The sequence below is a fragment of the Paracoccus sp. TD-10 genome (assembly GCF_048270675.1).
Classification (GTDB): domain Bacteria; phylum Pseudomonadota; class Alphaproteobacteria; order Rhodobacterales; family Rhodobacteraceae; genus Paracoccus; species Paracoccus pantotrophus.
This window is the reverse complement of the sequence record NZ_CP182418.1, coordinates 1,207,222-1,223,048: the sequence shown is the minus strand read 5'-3', so window position 1 is coordinate 1,223,048 and position 15,827 is coordinate 1,207,222. Positions and strand designations below refer to the sequence as shown.

Annotated in this window: 13 protein-coding genes; 5 read left to right on the top strand and 8 right to left on the bottom strand. The window is 67.3% G+C overall.

What is annotated here, in order from left to right:
* Genes ACNKFW_RS05985 through ACNKFW_RS05970 form a run of 4 tightly spaced genes read right to left on the bottom strand, consistent with a single transcriptional unit; the run spans position 1 to position 4,104 of the window.
* Positions 1–1,698, bottom strand: coding sequence for a tannase/feruloyl esterase family alpha/beta hydrolase (locus tag ACNKFW_RS05985; protein ID WP_147428061.1), 1,698 nt, complete (start codon positions 1,696–1,698; stop codon positions 1–3).
* Positions 1,691–2,362, bottom strand: coding sequence for a 4-carboxy-4-hydroxy-2-oxoadipate aldolase/oxaloacetate decarboxylase (locus ACNKFW_RS05980; protein ID WP_147428062.1), 672 nt, complete (start codon positions 2,360–2,362; stop codon positions 1,691–1,693). Before ACNKFW_RS05980 ends, ACNKFW_RS05985 begins: the two co-directional genes overlap by 8 nt.
* Before the next feature lie 3 nt (positions 2,363–2,365).
* Positions 2,366–3,328, bottom strand: coding sequence for a VOC family protein (locus tag ACNKFW_RS05975; RefSeq protein ID WP_147428063.1), 963 nt, complete (start codon positions 3,326–3,328; stop codon positions 2,366–2,368).
* Between the two features lie 47 nt (positions 3,329–3,375).
* Positions 3,376–4,104: a PIG-L deacetylase family protein gene (locus ACNKFW_RS05970; RefSeq protein ID WP_147428064.1), complete on the bottom strand. Its 729-nt coding sequence runs from the start codon at positions 4,102–4,104 to the stop codon at positions 3,376–3,378.
* Positions 4,105–4,384: 280 nt separating this feature from the next.
* Here ACNKFW_RS05970 and ACNKFW_RS05965 point away from each other — a divergent pair, with 280 nt between their 5' ends.
* The 4 genes from ACNKFW_RS05965 to ACNKFW_RS05950 all read left to right on the top strand — a co-directional run bounded on the left by ACNKFW_RS05965 (position 4,385) and on the right by ACNKFW_RS05950 (position 8,198).
* Positions 4,385–5,356 carry a TRAP transporter substrate-binding protein gene (locus tag ACNKFW_RS05965; RefSeq protein ID WP_147428065.1) on the top strand — a complete coding sequence of 324 codons (972 nt, stop codon included), beginning with the start codon at positions 4,385–4,387 and terminating at the stop codon, positions 5,354–5,356.
* 3 nt (positions 5,357–5,359) lie between these two features.
* Positions 5,360–5,860, top strand: a complete 501-nt coding sequence (locus tag ACNKFW_RS05960) for a TRAP transporter small permease (protein WP_147428066.1) — start codon at positions 5,360–5,362, stop codon at positions 5,858–5,860.
* The gene (locus ACNKFW_RS05955; RefSeq protein WP_147428319.1) at positions 5,860–7,164 is read left to right on the top strand and encodes a TRAP transporter large permease; all 1,305 of its coding nucleotides are present in this window, start codon (positions 5,860–5,862) and stop codon (positions 7,162–7,164) included. Before ACNKFW_RS05960 ends, ACNKFW_RS05955 begins: the two co-directional genes overlap by 1 nt.
* Before the next feature lie 104 nt (positions 7,165–7,268).
* Positions 7,269–8,198, top strand: a complete 930-nt coding sequence (locus tag ACNKFW_RS05950) for an NAD(P)-dependent oxidoreductase (RefSeq protein ID WP_208852074.1) — start codon at positions 7,269–7,271, stop codon at positions 8,196–8,198.
* On the opposite strand, the gene ACNKFW_RS05945 is transcribed toward ACNKFW_RS05950, so the two are convergent.
* Both ACNKFW_RS05945 and ACNKFW_RS05940 read right to left on the bottom strand, forming a co-directional pair.
* Positions 8,165–9,325: a LysR family transcriptional regulator gene (locus ACNKFW_RS05945; protein WP_147428067.1), complete on the bottom strand. Its 1,161-nt coding sequence runs from the start codon at positions 9,323–9,325 to the stop codon at positions 8,165–8,167. The genes ACNKFW_RS05950 and ACNKFW_RS05945 overlap by 34 nt on opposite strands.
* 64 nt (positions 9,326–9,389) lie before the next feature.
* The gene (locus tag ACNKFW_RS05940; protein ID WP_244314581.1) at positions 9,390–12,224 is read right to left on the bottom strand and encodes an FAD-binding and (Fe-S)-binding domain-containing protein; all 2,835 of its coding nucleotides are present in this window, start codon (positions 12,222–12,224) and stop codon (positions 9,390–9,392) included.
* Between the two features lie 60 nt (positions 12,225–12,284).
* Between ACNKFW_RS05940 and ACNKFW_RS05935 the strand changes: the two genes are divergently transcribed.
* Positions 12,285–13,202 carry a LysR family transcriptional regulator gene (locus tag ACNKFW_RS05935; protein ID WP_147428068.1) on the top strand — a complete coding sequence of 306 codons (918 nt, stop codon included), beginning with the start codon at positions 12,285–12,287 and terminating at the stop codon, positions 13,200–13,202.
* An 89-nt stretch (positions 13,203–13,291) separates the two neighbouring features.
* Here the strand turns inward: ACNKFW_RS05935 and ACNKFW_RS05930 are convergent, their stop codons facing one another.
* Positions 13,292–14,245, bottom strand: coding sequence for an amidohydrolase family protein (locus ACNKFW_RS05930; protein WP_147428069.1), 954 nt, complete (start codon positions 14,243–14,245; stop codon positions 13,292–13,294).
* A gap of 61 nt (positions 14,246–14,306) precedes the next feature.
* On the bottom strand, positions 14,307–15,815 hold the full coding sequence (locus ACNKFW_RS05925; RefSeq protein ID WP_147428070.1) for a tripartite tricarboxylate transporter permease: 1,509 nt from the start codon (positions 15,813–15,815) through the stop codon (positions 14,307–14,309).
* Between the last annotated feature and the right edge of the window lie 12 nt (positions 15,816–15,827).

Genomic DNA, 15,827 nt, shown 5'->3' with positions numbered 1-15,827 from the left:
TCACTCCGTAGAGGTATAGGGTGCGAACAGGTCGGAACCGGGCCAATCGCGCGTGCTGACGATGGCGGCATCCGGGCCACGGGTCCAGCTGTCCGCCTTGGTGTAGTCGGCGCCGGGCCTCAGCGCGGCGGTCGCGGGCCAGGGCCAGACCGGGCGCGTCATCGCCGGCAACGGCGGGATCCCCAGATCCTTGATCGCCATCCCGCCGCCGCGCCCTTCATCCCCTTCAGGCTGGCCGAAGCTCGACACCGCGGCGGTGCTGGAGGTCAGGATGGCTTCCGGGGCCTCGTCGCCCTCGACCCAAGCCATCATCGGCGTCAGCAGGTCCAGGTTCGACGGCCCCTCGCCGCCGCTGCAATGGCTGACGCCGGGCAGCAGGTACAGCCGCTCGAACCCGGCAAGGGTGTCCGCGCCCATCACCTCCAGCATCGCCTTGTGCAGGGCCAGCGTGTTGGCGGGGGCGATATGGGGATCGGCCAGCCCGTGCCATAGGATCAGCTTGCCGCCGGCCTGCTGAAAGGCCGACAGGTCGGGATTGGTCGCGTCGAAAAGCGGATGGCGCGGGCGCAGGGCGTCCAGCGTGGCGATGGTGAAGTGCAGATCGTCCAGGGTCATCTGCGGCCGGGCTGGCTCGAAGGCCAGATAGCGCAGCACCGGGTCCACGATCATCGCGCTGAAGGGCTGCTGGTCATGGCTGTCGGGCACGAAGACGCCCTGCCAGTTCAGCTCGGACCCCGGCAGCTGCTGGCCCGGCGTCAGGGGGGCGCTGGTGACCGCGTCGCGGGGACCGTCATAGACCTTGGCCGCGACCTCGGCCTCGGCAGCGGTCAGGCAATCGCCTGCCGGCCCGTCCTTGCAGACCAGCACCGCCGGATCGAAGCTGCAGGCCGCAGGCTGACTGATCAGCCCGTCCCGGACCCCGTCAGCCGTGTCGCAAGCGGCGACGACGGCGCGATGCAGCAGGGGCAGCTTGTCCGACAGCAGGATGGGCTTGCCATCCGCGCCGGTATTGGCGCGCGCCAGCCAGCCGTGATGCAGCGTATTCTGGACCTGGAACAGCATGGCGGGGGCGCCTGCAATGATGCCGTCGAAATCCTCGGGGAAGCGCATGGCCTCCATCAGCCCCTCGCGTCCACCGTCCGAGCAACCGTTGAAATAGCTGTAGCGCGCGTCCTGGCCATAGAAGGCGCGGATCAGCGTCTTTGCGGCCTGTGCCGTGACATGCTGAGCGCGATAGGCGAAGTCCCGGCGCTGCTGATCATCCAGCCCCCATTTGCCGTCTTGGCCGGTATGGCCCATGTCGGTCGCGGCCATGACGAAGCCGCCATCGCTCAGCACCTTGCAGCCCGCCGAGGCGCCCGATTGCAGCGTGATCCGCCCGCAAAGCCCGCCACAGCCGACCTGGAGGTAACGCTGCGTCCAGCTCTCCAGCGGCAGCAGGATCTGGAAATTCACCTTGGGCGCCAGCGTGCCGATGATCGAGCAGACAGGAACGCCGTCGCTGGTGGTTTCGACGGCTTCGGTCACGGCGCTGCCCGGTCCGCCGATGCCGGTCATGTCCGTTCCGGCCAGACTGGCGCATGAGGCGACAGGGGCGACAACCGCCAGATCGGCAGGCGCCGCCCGGCCGCCCACCGGCAGCGACGCCAGCAGCGCCGCGACTAGAAGCGAGGCAGACCGGATCTTGGGCCTAGACATATTTCAGCCCCTTGGCCTCCAGCCTGGGCCGCATGTCGTAGATGTCGAGGCCGAGCTCGCCCGCAGCCAACCGCTGGCGCTTGGCCTCCTCGGCTGCCATGCGCTTGCGGGCGGCGGCCAGCACCGCCTCGGCATCGGCGCGGCGCACCACGCAGACGCCGTCGTCATCTGCGACGATCACGTCGCCCGCCTCGATTCTCTGGCCGGCGCAGACGATGGGCACGTTGACCGAGCCGAGCGTCTCCTTGACCGTGCCCTGGGCGCTGACGGCCCTGGACCAGACCGGGAAACCCATCGCCGTCAGGTCGCGCACATCGCGCACGCCGGCGTCGATCACCAGCCCGCGGCAGCCCCGCGCCATGGCGCTGGTCGCCAGCAGGTCGCCGAAATAGCCGTTGTCGCAAGGGCTGGTCGGAGCGAGGACCAGCACGTCGCCCGCGCGCAGCTGCTCGATGGCAACATGCAGCATCCAGTTGTCGCCGGGCGGCGCGCTGATCGTCACCGCCGATCCGGCGATTCGCGCACCGGCCCAGATCGGCCGCATGTGGCTGGCAAGGCAGCCGATGCGGCCCTGCGCCTCGTGCACGGTGGCGACGCCCGCCTCGGCCAGGCCGGCGATGGTCGCGGCATCGGTGCGCTGGATGTTCTGGACGACTTTTGCCATGGCTCAGCCTTTCCGCACCGGAGGGGTGCCGTGGGTGTGGAATGTCTCGATGGTCTTCAGCCCCCAGGCCTGGCCCTTCCGGCGGTCGGCCTCGGTCCAGATCACCGGCTGCCAGTCGGGCGCCAAGATCAGCCGCGCCCCGGCATTGGCCAGTTCGACCCGGTTGCCGGCGGGCTCCCAGACATAGAGGAAGAAGGTGCCCTGGATGGCGTGCTTGTGCGGCCCGGTCTCGATATGGACGCCGTTCTGCAGGAAGATGTCGGCGGCGCGCAGGATGTCCTCGCGCTGGTCGGTGGCATAGGTGACGTGGTGCAGCCGTCCTTGGCCGCCGCCATGTTCCTCGGTGCAGGCCAGGTCATAGGTCTTGTTGTTGACGGTGAACCAGCAGCCGCCGATGCGGCCGTTGTCGAGCTGGATCAGTTCCGTGACCCGGCTGCCCAGGCAGGTTTCCATGAAACGGCGGAATTCGGTCACGTCCTCGGCCAGCAGGTTCAGGTGATCGAGCCGGCGCGGCGCCGCGCCGGTGAAGGCGCTGGCGGTGTTCTTCAGCGCCGCGCGCTCGGCCTCGGCCTGCGGCTGGTACCAGACGGTATCGTGATAGATCTCGAAGACATGGCCGAAGGGATCCTCGAAGCGGAAGGCGCGGCCGTGGCTCTGGTCGCCATCAATCCAGCCGTGGGTCTTGTAGCCCGAGGCCTCGATGGCGGCCACGCGGCGCTCCAGCGCCTCAGGGCTCGCGGCGCGATAGGCGATATGGCCGACGCCGGTGGTCCCGGCGCGGGTCAGCTTGAGCGAGGCATATTCGTAATCGTCCCAGGCCCGCAGATAGGCGCTGTTCTCGTCCTGCCCCGACAGTTTCAGCCCGTAGACGCGGGTAAAGAAATCCAGGCTGTCCTCGAACCTGTCGGTCAGCATCTCGACATGCGCCAGATGGGCGATGTCCTGGCTGGGATTGGTGGGGGTCATCTCGTCTCCTCCTTGCCCATGCGGGCTATCCGGCCGCCCCTGCAGGGTCAGAGTTCGTCAACCGTGCGCGGGAAGATCGACTGGAATCCCTCGGCATATTTGCAGTCGCGCCCGCCGGACTGGCCGCCCGAGTTGCGCTTGAAGTGATTGGCGCGGTTCTGGGCGACGCGGGTGTAATAGTCCCACAGGTGTTCCTGCCCCGCCATGCATTCGATGGCGGCGCGCTTCTTGTCCCAGACCGGGGTGATGTCGAGGAAGGTGTCGGGCTTCCAGCCCATCTGCTCGGTCTGGTGCGGCTCGAACAGGTAGAGCTGCGGCGCACCCAGCACCTTCTGGCCCGGATTGTGGCCCCAGGCCTGCGCGATCATCCGGCATTCCAGCGCCACCTGCGTCGTATACATGTGGTCGGTATTGTAGGGGTCAAACTGGCTGTGGCTCAGCATGAAGGAAGGCTGGACGTTGCGGATCACATCCACCACGCGGTCCTTGTCGGCGCGGGTCAGTTCCAGCGGGTAGTCGCCCAGGTCGAGACAGACCAGGTCATGCACGCCAAGGGCCTCGGCTGCCTTTTCGGCCTCGGCCCGGCGGGCGTCCTTGACGCGGTCCAGCGTCATGCCCGGCTCTTTCCACAGCTTGGCGCTTTCGCCGCGTTCGCCGAAGGACAGGCACAGCACGGTGACCTCATAACCCTTGGCCGCATGCAGCGCGATGGCCCCACCGCAGCGCCAGACGAAATCGGCAGCATGGGCGGATATGACAAGGGCAGTCTTGGGCATGATGTTCCTCCGTTCCGGTTGCCGCCAGTTTCGGTCCCCGCGGCCCCCGGTTCAAATTGGAAGCACGGCCGGCTTGATAAGTTTTTGCTATTGCGGTCCTTGCTCCGGCCGCGACCGCCACAACCCCCGCCGGCCGCAAGGACGGTGCGGCTGAGTCAGCGCCTCGTCTCTATAGCATAAATTTATGCCAGAGCCCGGCCTTTGAATTGGCGCCTCGCCACCTTTCGGCCTTATCCCCGGGTCAGATGGGCAGACATGCCCCGCAATCCGGGAGGATCACATGAAGCATATGCTGACACTTGCAACGCTGTCGCTGTCGCTGCTGCCTCCGGCAGCGATGGCCGAAACGCTCAAATTCGCCAATTACATGGCGTCAACACATCCCTATGTAGAGGGCGCCTTCGAACCCTTCGCCCAGGCCGTCCAGCAGGGCACCGAGGGCGCGCTGACCGTCAAGCTTTATAATGGCGGCGAGCTGGGTGCCGGTCCGGTCGAGCAATATTCCCGGGTCGTGGACGGCGTGGCCGAACTGGCGGTTTCGCTGCCCGGTTATACCGCCTCGCAATTCCCGCTGACCCTGACCGCCGAACTGCCCGGCCTCCTGGACGAGGCCGACGGCACCCGGACTCTGTGGCAGCACCTGGACGTGCTTGCCCCGGACTACCGTAGGGTCAAGTTGGTGGGCCTGTGGTCCAGCGCCGAAAACGTGCTCTTTACCCGTGCCAAGCCGGTGCGCAGCCTCGACGACGTCAAGGGCATGAAGATCCGCGTGCCCTCGCGCAATACCGGCCTGCTGGTCGAGGCCTGGGGCGCGACCCCGGTCTCGATGCCGGTATCGGAGATCTACAACGCCTTGCAGACCGGCGTCATCGACGGCGCCATGATCGACGGCACCGCGGTCAACGCCTTCAAGCTGGGCGAGGTCGCCAATTACATCACCAAAGGGATGAAAACGACGAATTCGCCCTTTTTCATCCTGATGAACCGCGATGCCTATGCCGATCTGTCGCCGGAACAGCAACAGGTCATCGACGAGGCCGGCAAGCAGGTCTCGCTGGACGGCCAGAAGGTCCAGCTGACCGTGGCCGAAAAGGGCTTTGCCGATTTCGCCGCCGCCGCCGGCAAGGAGGTCATCACCCTGACCGAGACCGAGGCCGCGCCCTTCGACGCGGCAGCCGAAAAGGTGACGGCGGATGCGATCGCCGCAACCGAGGGCGGCCAGGCCGTCGCCGATGCATTGAAGGCGCAATAGGCTATGCAGGCGCAACGCCCCCTGCCCGGCCTGGGCTGGCTCGACCGGGCGACGAGATGGCTGGCCGTGATCGCGGCCGTCGCCCTGATCTTTCTGGTGGTCGTGATCTCGGCCGGGGTCGTGCTGCGCTATGCCTTCGGCACGCCCGTCCTTGGCCTGAACGAAATCAACCAGATGACCGCCGTGGCATTGGTCATGGCCGCGCTACCCTATTGCACGGAACAGCGCGGCCATGTCGGCGTCGACGTCTTCGACAACGCCCTCGGCCGTTGGGGCCGGCTGGCGGGCGACCTGGGCTCGCGCCTGCTTTCGGGCTTCGTGCTGTCGGTGCTGGTCCAGCGCGCCGTGCTGAAGGCGCTGGACGCCCGTGAATTCGGCGACACCACCAACATGCTGGCCCTGCCGATCTGGCCCTTCTACGGCATCCTGGCCCTTGGCATGGCGCTGTGCGTCCTGGTCCTTCTGGCGCAATTCGTCGCGATCCTGCGCAGCGGGGGTGAATGATGGAACCGACCACTGTCGGCCTGCTCGGCATCCTCCTGCTGTTCTTCCTGATGATCTTTCGCACGCCGGTCGCCTTCGCGATGCTGCTGTCGGGCTTTTTCGGCATGTGGGCGCTGGAGGGGTTACGTACGGCAGGCGCGCTGATCCTGACCGAAAGCTATTCCGCCGTCGCCAGCGAAACCCTGATCGTGGTCCCGATGTTCGTGCTTCTGGGCAACATCGCCTCGGCCGCCGGCTTCTCGCGCGGGCTTTACGACGCGGCCTTCGCCTGGGTCGGGCATTTCCGGGGCGGGCTCGCCTCGGCCTCGGTCCTGGGCTGCGCGGCCTTCTCGGCCGTGTCGGGCTCGTCGGTCGCGACGGCGGTGACCATCGGCAAGGTCGCCCTGCCCGAGATGAAGCGGCTGGGCTATGCCGACGGGCTGGCCACAGGCTCGGTCGCGGCGGGCGGCACGCTGGGCTTCCTGATCCCGCCCTCGACCGGCTTCGTGCTTTACGCGATCCTGACCGAGCAATCCATCGGCCGGTTGTTCATGGCGGGCATCCTGCCGGGCCTCCTGCTGATGGTGCTGTTCATGGCGACGGTCTGGCTGGTGGCCCTGCGCGACCCTGCCCAGGCACCGGCTGGGCCGAACGTCCCCATCTCCGGGCGACTGCGCAGCCTCGGGCAGGCCGGGCCGCTGCTCGCGGTGATGGTGCTGACCATCGGCGGCATCTATGTCGGCGCCTTCACCCCGGTCGAGGCCTCGGGCATCGGCGCGGCGCTGGTGATCCTGCTGGCGCTCGCATCGCGCCGGCTCAGCTGGGCGGGCTTCGCCGATGCGGTCATGGATACGCTCAAGACCTCGGCCATGCTCTACATGATCGTCATCGGCGCCAATGTGCTGAACCCGTTCTTCGCCGTCACCCAGATCCCGGCGCTGCTGGGCGAGGGATTGCAGGGGTCGGGCCTTGGCCCCTATGGCACGCTGGTCGTCATCATCCTGGTCTATGTCGTGATGGGCATGTTCATGGACGGGTTGTCCATGTTGGTGATCTCGATCCCGATCGTCTTTCCGGTCGTCACCTCGCTGGGTTTCGATCCGATCTGGTTCGGCGTGATCGCCGTGATCGTGATCGAGATGGGGATGATCACCCCGCCGGTCGGCCTGAACGTCTTCGTCGTCCGTGGCGTGGCGCAGGACGTGCCGCTGACCACGGTGTTCCGCGGCGTGATGCCCTTTCTGCTGGCGATGATCCTGGGCCTGGTGCTGATCATCCTGATGCCGCAGATTGCCTTGCTGATCCCGAATACGATGTTCGGCTGAGGCGGCCCAAGGCACATGGGCGCGGCATAAGCGCAGGCTATTTCCGGTCTGCCCTTGGCCGCGTCGCACCTTCCGGAATTCAACTGAAATGCGAGGAGAAGACCATGAGCGACGAGCGATTGCCAAGGATCGCCTTCATCGGTTTCGGCGAGGCGGCCGAAGCCTTTGCAAAGGGCTGGGGCCGCGACCTGTCCGCCGGGCTGCACGCCTATGACGAGAAATGCGACGATGCCCAGGCGCGGGCCCTGCCCGCCGGGCGGGCCGAGGCGACGGGCGTCACCCTTGCCGCCGACCGCGCCGGGGCCTTGCGGGATGCCGGCGCCGTCTTCTGCCTGGTGACGGCGGATCGCGCAGTGCTGGCAGCCGAACAGGCGGCGCCGCACTTGGCGCCGGGGGCGCTCTGGCTGGACGGCAACAGTTGCTCGCCCGGCGCAAAGCGCCGCGCCGCCGGCATCGTCGAGACGGCCGGCGGGCGCTATGTCGATGTCGCGATCATGGCGCCGGTCTATCCCCGGCTGCACCGCACGCCGCTGCTGATCGCCGGCCCCCATGCCGGGCAGGCGCTGGCGATGCTGGAGGCGCTTGGCATGACGGCGCAGGTCTCGGGGGCCGAGGTGGGGCAGGCCTCGGCGATCAAGATGATCCGCTCGGTGATGATCAAGGGGATGGAGGCGCTGACCGCCGAATGCCTCCTGGCCGCGCGCCGGGCCGGGATCGAGGACCGGGTACTGGGCTCACTCCAGGCATCGAATCCCGATATCGACTGGCCACGCCAGGCCGCCTACAACCTTGAGCGAATGATGGTCCATGGCCGCCGTCGCGCCGCCGAGATGCGCGAGGTCGCCGCCACGCTGTCCGAGCTTGGCCTGCCGAACGGGTTGGCCAACGCCACCGCCGATTGGCAGCAGCGCATCGGCGACCTGGGCCTGCCGGCGGGCACCGACAGCTATCCCGAGCGCGCCGATGCCATCCTGGGCCGGTTCGCCGGGCAGGACCGGGATCAGGACAGCAGCGCGGCCGTGCGGCAAAGCTGATCCATGAAATCCCGCTGCGTCCGCGTCGGCTCCCAGCCGGCGCGGGTGGTGATGCCGATTGGCCGCATGGCGTTGGGCAGCCGCACCGGCAGGATCGACAGCGCCTCGGATTCCACCTCGGCCTGCATCCGCGACACCCCGCCCAGATGATCGCTCTCGCGCAGGATCTCGCGCATCATGATGACGGAGGAGGTCTCGACGATGTCCACCGGCGCGCGTGCCGCGAAATAGGTGTCGAGGATCCGCCGGAGCGGCGTCGAGCGGCGCGGCATTACCCAGGGATAGGCCGCAAGGTCCTGGATGCCCGGATCAGCCTTCCAGATCAGGGGATGGTCCCGCCGCGCCACGACCACCACCTCATCGTCGAAAAGCCGCCTCTGCTCGATATCCTCGATCGGGCTGGGCAGGCGCAGCGCACCCAGCATCATGTCGATCTCGCCCCGGCGCAGCCCCAGAAGCAATTCGTCGTAGCGCCCGTCGATGACCTGAAAGGGAAAGCTCGGCCGGGCCTTGCGAAAGGCCAGGATCGCCCGTGGCAGCCAGCCTGAGCGCGACAATGGCAATGCCCCGATCACGATGCGCCCGACCTCGCGGCCGTCGAGCGCGGCGAGGTCGGATTCCGCCTGTTCCAGTTCGGCCAGGGCCAGCCTTGCGGCCTGCGCCAGTTGCAATGCCGCGCGGGTCGCGATCAGGCCATGCGCGGTGCGCTGGAAAAAGACCGTCCCGGCCGCGTCCTCCAGCATGGTGGTCGAGCGGTGGACGGTCGGCTGCGCCAGACCCAGCCGGCGCGCGGCCAGGGTAAAGTTCTCGGTCTCGGTCACGGCGATCAGGGCGACCAACTGCTGCCAGGTCGCCTGGATGCGGATGGCGCGGTCCATGTCGGCCATGGCCCTGTCCAGCATCCGCAGCGCCCGGTCGGCGCGATGGTGCAGGATCTCGCCGGCCTCGGTCAGGAACAGGCCCTGCGGGCTGCGCTGGAACAGCGCATGGCCGCTGTCCCGCGCCAGCTTGGCCATGGCCTGCGTGACCGCCGGTTGCGAGACATGGTTCGACTCGGCCGCGCGGGTGACGGAATTCGTGCGCCCCAGAACCAGGAACATCCTGAGATGGCGGATACTGGCGGCCATGGTCGTTCTCCTTCCCGCTCAGGTTATGGGCGGTGGGCGCGGCCGGCAAGTCGCCGGCCCTTGCTTATCTCAGGGCCTCGGCGATCAGGCCCAGCGGATGCGCCGGAACCCGCCCCGCCAGCCGTTCGGCCTGGCACCGGCAGGAGAACCCGGCGGCAAGCACCGTCTCGCCCGATTCCAGGTGCTCGCGCCATGACAGGTCGAACAGCTTGCGCGACATGGCCTGGTGCCGGTTCTGGTGGCCGAACAGCCCGGCCATGCCGCAGCATCCGGTCGCCGGGGTCTGGACCTGCATGCCCAGGGCCTGAAAGACGCGCGCCCAAAGCGCCCCTGCCTCGGGCAGTCCGGTCGCCTCGGTGCAATGGGACAGAAGCCGCGCCGTCTGCCCGGCGCGGGCCTGCGGAAAGCGGCGGCGCCTGGCCTCGGCAGACAGGAATTCCTGCGGCAGCAGGACCGGCGGCGGGGCAAAGCCCGCCCTAGGATAATCCTGGCGCAGCATCATCGCAAAGGCGGGCTCGAAGGCGACCAGCGGCGCGCCGGTCGCTGCCGCGCGGTCAAGCCGCCGGACCAGGGTACGCGCCATCGCCTCGAACCCGGCCCGGTCGCCCGCCCCCTGCGCCGCCTTGCCGGCCGGGCGCATCCGCAGCAGCCTGGGCCGATAGCCCAGCACCCGCAGCCCGGCGATCACCTGGTGCTGAACCCGGCCGTCGAAAAGCGCGGTGAACCAGTCCTGGACCAGAATCACGCTGCCCTCGGGCAAGGCGTCCGCCAGATCGGCCTCGTCCAGCCAGAGATCCCGCGGCAGGCGCGCGATCCGCCGGGGCAGGTCGCGGCTGCCGGTCAGCCATTCGGCAAGCCGCGCGGCCAGGGGCCAGAGGGGCGCCAGCACTGGGGCAAAGCGCAGGGCCAGCGGGCTGAACCGCTCGGCCGCCAGGATCAGCCGGTCGGCCATCGGCCGGGCATGACGGGCGAAATAATCCGCCAGGAAGGCCGCGCGCATGGTCGGGATGTCCACCTGGACCGGACAGGCGGAGGCACAGGCCTTGCAGCCCAGGCAGGTGTCGAGAACGGCGCGCAGGTCGGCCTCGCGGCGCGGCAGGTCGGGGCCTTCCTCTTGCCGGGCCTTGTGCCAGGCGCGCAGCGCATCGGCACGCCCCTTGGGGCTGTGGCGCAGGTCGGCGGTGGCCTTGAAACTGGGACACATCGGCGTCGCGGCCGCATAGCTCAGGCATTGCGCATTGCCATTGCAGCGAAAGGCGCGCTCCAGCGGGTCGCCCTCGGGCGCGTTGAAATCGCGAAAGGGCGTCGTGGCGATCCCCATGATCGCACCGCCATTGCTGACCAGCTTGCCGGGGTTAAAGCGTCCCGACGGGTCGAAGGCGGCCTTGACGCCTTGCAGCGCCGCATAGGCTTCGGGCCCGATCCATTCGCGCAGATAGGCGCCGCGCAGCCCCTTGCCATGTTCGCCCCAGAAGATGCCGCCATGCTGCCGCGTCAGGGCGAATACCGCGTCCGATACGGCGACCAGCCGCGCCCGGTCCCGCGGGCTGTCGATGTTCAGCGCCGGGCGGATATGCAGGCAGCCCACATCGACATGGCCATGGATGCCGAACCCCAACCCGTTGCGCGACAGGATGTCCAGGAAACCGTCGATGAAGGCGGGCAGGTTCTCGGGCGGCACTACCGCATCCTCGACGAAGGCGATGGGCCGCGCGGCACCGTCCACCTTGCCCAGCAGCCCGACACCCGCCGAGCGGATCGCCCAGAGTTCGCGGATCTCGGCCGGGTCGGCGGCCACATGCAGGGCGCCGGCATCGGGCAATCCCCGCAGGATCCGGCGGCAATGGTCTAGTTTTCGGTCAAGCAGCGCGGCATCATCGCCATTCAGCTCGATGAAGAGATAGGCGACGCGACGTTCCCTTCCGGCCCGCAGGCCGGACGGCAACCGCCGCAGGATGCCGGCCTGTTCGGCGATGGCCTGCACGGTCTCGTCCATCACCTCGATGGCCGTCGGATCGGCCGCCAGCAATGGCGAGGCCGCGGCCAGCGCCCCGCGAAAACTGTCGAAGCCGACGACGATCAGGCGCTTTTCGCGCGGGATCCGGCGTAGCCGGACGCGGATGCGGCTCAGCAGGCCCAATGTGCCCTCGGCCCCAAGAAACAGCCGCCACCACTGAAAGCCGCCCTGGTCAGGGCAGGCGCGTTCCAGGTCATAGCCGGTGAAACGGCGGTTCAGGCGGGGCGTATTGGCGACGAAGGCCGCGCGGCCGGCCCTTGCAGCGGCCTCGGCGCGGGCCAGCATGCCGCGCGCCCAGTCCGGCGGGGCGGCCAGGCTATCCAGCAGCCCCTGCGGCCGGGCGATCTGCAATCCCAGGATATTGTCCGAGGTCTTGCCATAGATGCGCGATCCCTTGCCCGAGGCATCGGTGCCAACCATCCCGCCGATGGTGCAGCGGCTGGCAGTCGAGGTCTCGGGCGCAAAGAACCAGCCGGTTTCACGGATCTGCTCGTTCAGGTCGTCCAGCACCATGCCCGGCTGAACATCGGCCCAACCCGCCTTTTCGTCGATGGCGATCAGCCGGTTCATGTGGCGGCGCATATCGACGATCACACCCCGGTTCAGGCTTTGCCCGTTGGTCCCGGTGCCGCCGCCCCGCGCCGTGACGGCGATGCCGGCGAATGCGGGCTGCTCAACGACCCGAAGCAGTCGCACCAGATCGTCGGCATCGCGAGGCGCGACGATCAGGTCCGGGAAAATCTGGTAGACCGAATTGTCGGTGGACATGGCGGCGCGCAATGCGCTGTCGACCTCGATCTCGCCGGCAAAGCCGGCCCGCCGCAGCGCGGAAGCGAGTTGGTCGAAAGTTCCCGATGCGATTGCGCCGTCCAGCATGGCCATCCCCAAATCCGTGTCCCGGACAGTTGACCACGGATCATAAATTCATAAAAATGCAAATAAATGAAACTGAATGCAGATAATCTGAACATAAACCTGCGCCATCTGCGCGCCCTTCACGCCATTGCGCAGGAGGGCAGCTTCAGCGCGGCGGCAGCGCGGCTGGGCATCGTGCCGTCCGCCCTCTCGGCCCTGATCCGCCATCTCGAGGAGAGCATCGGCGCGGCGCTTTTCGACCGCAGCATCCGGCCCGCGGCGATGACGCCCTTGGCGCACGCCTTTCTCGATGACACGGCGCCGCTGCTCGAAGGCATGGATCGCGCGGTCACGCGACTGCGGCAAAATGCCGGGCTGGAGACCGGATCGCTTGCCATCGGTGCTTCACCCTCTGCCATTTCAGAATTGCTGGCGCCGCTGCTGGCGGACTTCCTGGCCGACAAGCCGCAGGTGCGATGCCTGCTGCATGACGACATCGCCGAGAACCTGGCCGGAATGGTGGCCGACGGCCAGCTGGACATGGCCATCGCCGGGCGCGCGCTGTATTCCCCGGACCTGCGCCAAAGCGAGGTTCTTCGCGACGAATTCGGCCTGGCCTGCCGCCGCGACGACGACCTGGCCGGGGGGCCGGTGCGATTGCGCGATCTGCGCGATCGCGTGCTGATCGGGCTTTCGACCCAGACCGGCACCCATCGGCTGCTGGCGCAAAGCGGCTTGCCCCAGGCCCTGCTGGATACTCGCCTCATCGCCCATTCCACGGTCGCGCAGCTTTGCATGATCCGAGCCGGAATGGGGGTGGCGCTGCTGCCGCGCAATGCAGTGCACCTGTTTCGCGATCCGCAGATCGGCTTCCTTCGCATCGAGGATTTCGAGTTGCAGCGCGTGCTTTACCTGATCGAACCGGCACGCCGCCCGCTGTCGCCAATCGCCGCCGCGTTCATCCGCCTGTTCCGGGCGCATATCGCGTCGCGGCATCCGGAATGAGGCGTGGCCGGGGCAGTGGGCATCCGGCCGGCCGGACGAACCCGTCCTTGATGATCTGGATAGCCACGGCATCAGCGCGGCAATCCGGATCAGGTGTCGAAGCGGTAAAGCGTCGCCGGGTTCTCGACCAGGATGCGTTCACGCAGGGTTTCATCCGGCACCCATTCGGACAGGAGGTCGATCAGGGTGGCATCGTCGGGATAGGCTGCCTGACCGCGATGTGGCCAGTCGCTGCCCCAGACCATGCGCTCGGGCGCGACAGCGGCAAAGGCCTTGGCGACCCGCGTCGCATCGGCATAGGCAGGCGCGCCCGTTTCCGTGTTCAGATAGGCGCCAGACAGCTTGAGCCAGGTGTTGCCGCCGTCCAGAAGTCGTTTGATGGTATCGAAGCCTGGATGATCCGTGCCTAGTTCGGCTGGCAGGCGCCCCAGATGGTCGATGACCAGCGGGACCGGAAGACTGGCCAAGATCGCGCCCATTGCGACGATCTGGTCGCCTGTCGCATAGATCTGGACATGCCAGCCCAGCGGCGCGATCAGACGGCAGGTTTCCTGCAGACGCTCGACGGTGGTTTCACCCCAAGACTGCGCCGAAACGAAGTTGACGCGTGCGCCGACAGCGCCCCGATCCGCCATCTCGCGCAACTCGTTTTCGGCAATGTCGAGATCGATGACAACGACGGCCCGCGCATCTGTGCCCATCTCTTGCACCGCCTCAAGCGTGCAGCGGTTATCCGTGCCATAGGTCGAGGGGTTCACGATCACCGTGCGGCCGGTGCCAATCCTGGCCTGAAGCTTGCGATATGCGGCTACCGTCGCGTCCTCGACCGGCTGCCCCTTCCAATGCGGCGAGGCAGGAAACCGGGTGTCGAAAATATGGATATGAGAGTCGCATGCATTTTGCGGAACACGCAGCCGCGGTGCTGCGTCACCCGAGGAAAATGGCGCCGCCTGTGCGCTTGCCCTGTTACCCAGTGCAAGAAGGGCCGCGGCCGCGCCGGCGGCCTGAAGCATCGCCCGACGGCTTATTGCATTCATGGTCATGTAAGTTCCTTCCGAGCGATTGGAATGAAAACGGCCGGAGGCGTCTCCGGCCGTTGCGATTTCACGCCTCTTCCTCCTGGAAGGCCTCCTCGCGCTTCTTGCGGAAGCTGGGCAGGATCATCAGCGCCAGCAGGATCACGGTCGCGATCAGCATCACCAGGCTGATCGGACGCTCGACGAAGATGCTCGCATCGCCCTGGGTGATCAGCATGGTGCGGCGCAGGTTCGATTCCAGCAATGGACCAAGCACGAAGCCCAGCAGCAGCGGACCCGGCTCGCATTTCGCCTTGCGGAAGGCATAGCCCAGCAACCCGAAGCCGGCAGCCAGCAGCACGTCGAAGATGCGATTGTTCATCGAATAGACGCCGACGCAGCAGAACAGCAGGATTGCCGGATAAAGCAGGCGGTAAGGCACGGTCAGCAGCTTTACCCACAGTCCGATCAGCGGCATGTTGATGATGACCAGCAGCGCGTTGCCGATCCACATGCTGGCGACCAGGCCCCAGAAGATTTCGGGCTGGTTGGTCAGCACGCTGGGTCCCGGCGTGATGCCGTGGATCATGAAGGCCGACAGCATCATCGCCATCATGTTGTTGGACGGGATGCCCAGCGTCAGCAGCGGGATGAAGGACGATTGCGCGGCTGCGTTGTTGGCAGCCTCGGGCGAGGCGACGCCCTCGACCACGCCGGTGCCGAACTTTTCCGGCGTTCTCGACACCTTCTTTTCCAGCGAATAGGCGCTGAAGGACGCCAGCGTGGCGCCGCCGCCCGGCAGGATGCCGAGGAAGGTGCCGATGCCGGTGCCGCGCAGCACCGCGGGCCAGGCGCGGCGGAAATCCTCGCGCGTCGGCCACAGCCGGGTCAGGCGGGCAACCGTCACGCCGGCCGAGCCGCTGCGTTCCAGGTTCGCGATGATCTCGGAAAAGCCGAACAGGCCGATGGCGATGACGGTGAACTCGACCCCGTCGAACAACTCCAGCGATCCGAAGGTCAGGCGCTCGGCCCCGGTGGCCTGATCGGTGCCGACCATGCCGAACAGCAGGCCGATCAGGATCATGCCGATGGCCTTCAGCACCGGGCCGCTGGCCAGGATCGTCGCGGCCAGCAGGCCGAAGATCATCAGCGAGACATACTCGGCCGGCCCGAAATTCAGCGCAAAGCCCGCCAGCATGGGACCGGCGATGGCGATGCCGAAGGTCGCGACCGTGCCGGCAAAGAACGATCCCAGCGCCGCGACCGCCAGCGCCGACCCCGCCCGGCCCTGTCGCGCCATCTGGTAGCCGTCCAGCGTCGTGACCACGGCCGAGGCCTCGCCCGGTAGGTTCACCAGGATGGCCGTGGTCGAGCCGCCGTATTGCGCGCCGTAATAGATGCCCGCCAGCATGATGATCCCGGCAAGCGGCGGCAGGAAGAAGGTGATCGGCAACAGGACCGCGATGGTTGCGGTCGGGCCGATCCCCGGCAGCACCCCGATCAGCGTGCCAAGAAGCGCACCGATCAGGCAGAACCCGAGGTTTGCGGGGCTCATCGCCTCGGAAAACCCCAGCAACAGAAGATCAAAGATTTCCATGATGTTTTCCTC

Excerpts from the sequence above, each read along its gene's own strand:
- ACNKFW_RS05985 (WP_147428061.1), bottom strand. The coding sequence starts at position 1,698 with ATGTCTAGGCCCAAGATCCGGTCTGCCTCGCTTCTAGTCGCGGCGCTG.
- ACNKFW_RS05980 (WP_147428062.1), bottom strand. The coding sequence starts at position 2,362 with ATGGCAAAAGTCGTCCAGAACATCCAGCGCACCGATGCCGCGACCATC.
- ACNKFW_RS05975 (WP_147428063.1), bottom strand. The coding sequence starts at position 3,328 with ATGACCCCCACCAATCCCAGCCAGGACATCGCCCATCTGGCGCATGTC.
- ACNKFW_RS05970 (WP_147428064.1), bottom strand. The coding sequence starts at position 4,104 with ATGCCCAAGACTGCCCTTGTCATATCCGCCCATGCTGCCGATTTCGTC.
- ACNKFW_RS05965 (WP_147428065.1), top strand. The coding sequence starts at position 4,385 with ATGAAGCATATGCTGACACTTGCAACGCTGTCGCTGTCGCTGCTGCCT.
- ACNKFW_RS05960 (WP_147428066.1), top strand. The coding sequence starts at position 5,360 with ATGCAGGCGCAACGCCCCCTGCCCGGCCTGGGCTGGCTCGACCGGGCG.
- ACNKFW_RS05955 (WP_147428319.1), top strand. The coding sequence starts at position 5,860 with ATGGAACCGACCACTGTCGGCCTGCTCGGCATCCTCCTGCTGTTCTTC.
- ACNKFW_RS05950 (WP_208852074.1), top strand. The coding sequence starts at position 7,269 with ATGAGCGACGAGCGATTGCCAAGGATCGCCTTCATCGGTTTCGGCGAG.
- ACNKFW_RS05945 (WP_147428067.1), bottom strand. The coding sequence starts at position 9,325 with ATGGCCGCCAGTATCCGCCATCTCAGGATGTTCCTGGTTCTGGGGCGC.
- ACNKFW_RS05940 (WP_244314581.1), bottom strand. The coding sequence starts at position 12,224 with ATGGCCATGCTGGACGGCGCAATCGCATCGGGAACTTTCGACCAACTC.
- ACNKFW_RS05935 (WP_147428068.1), top strand. The coding sequence starts at position 12,285 with ATGAAACTGAATGCAGATAATCTGAACATAAACCTGCGCCATCTGCGC.
- ACNKFW_RS05930 (WP_147428069.1), bottom strand. The coding sequence starts at position 14,245 with ATGACCATGAATGCAATAAGCCGTCGGGCGATGCTTCAGGCCGCCGGC.
- ACNKFW_RS05925 (WP_147428070.1), bottom strand. The coding sequence starts at position 15,815 with ATGGAAATCTTTGATCTTCTGTTGCTGGGGTTTTCCGAGGCGATGAGC.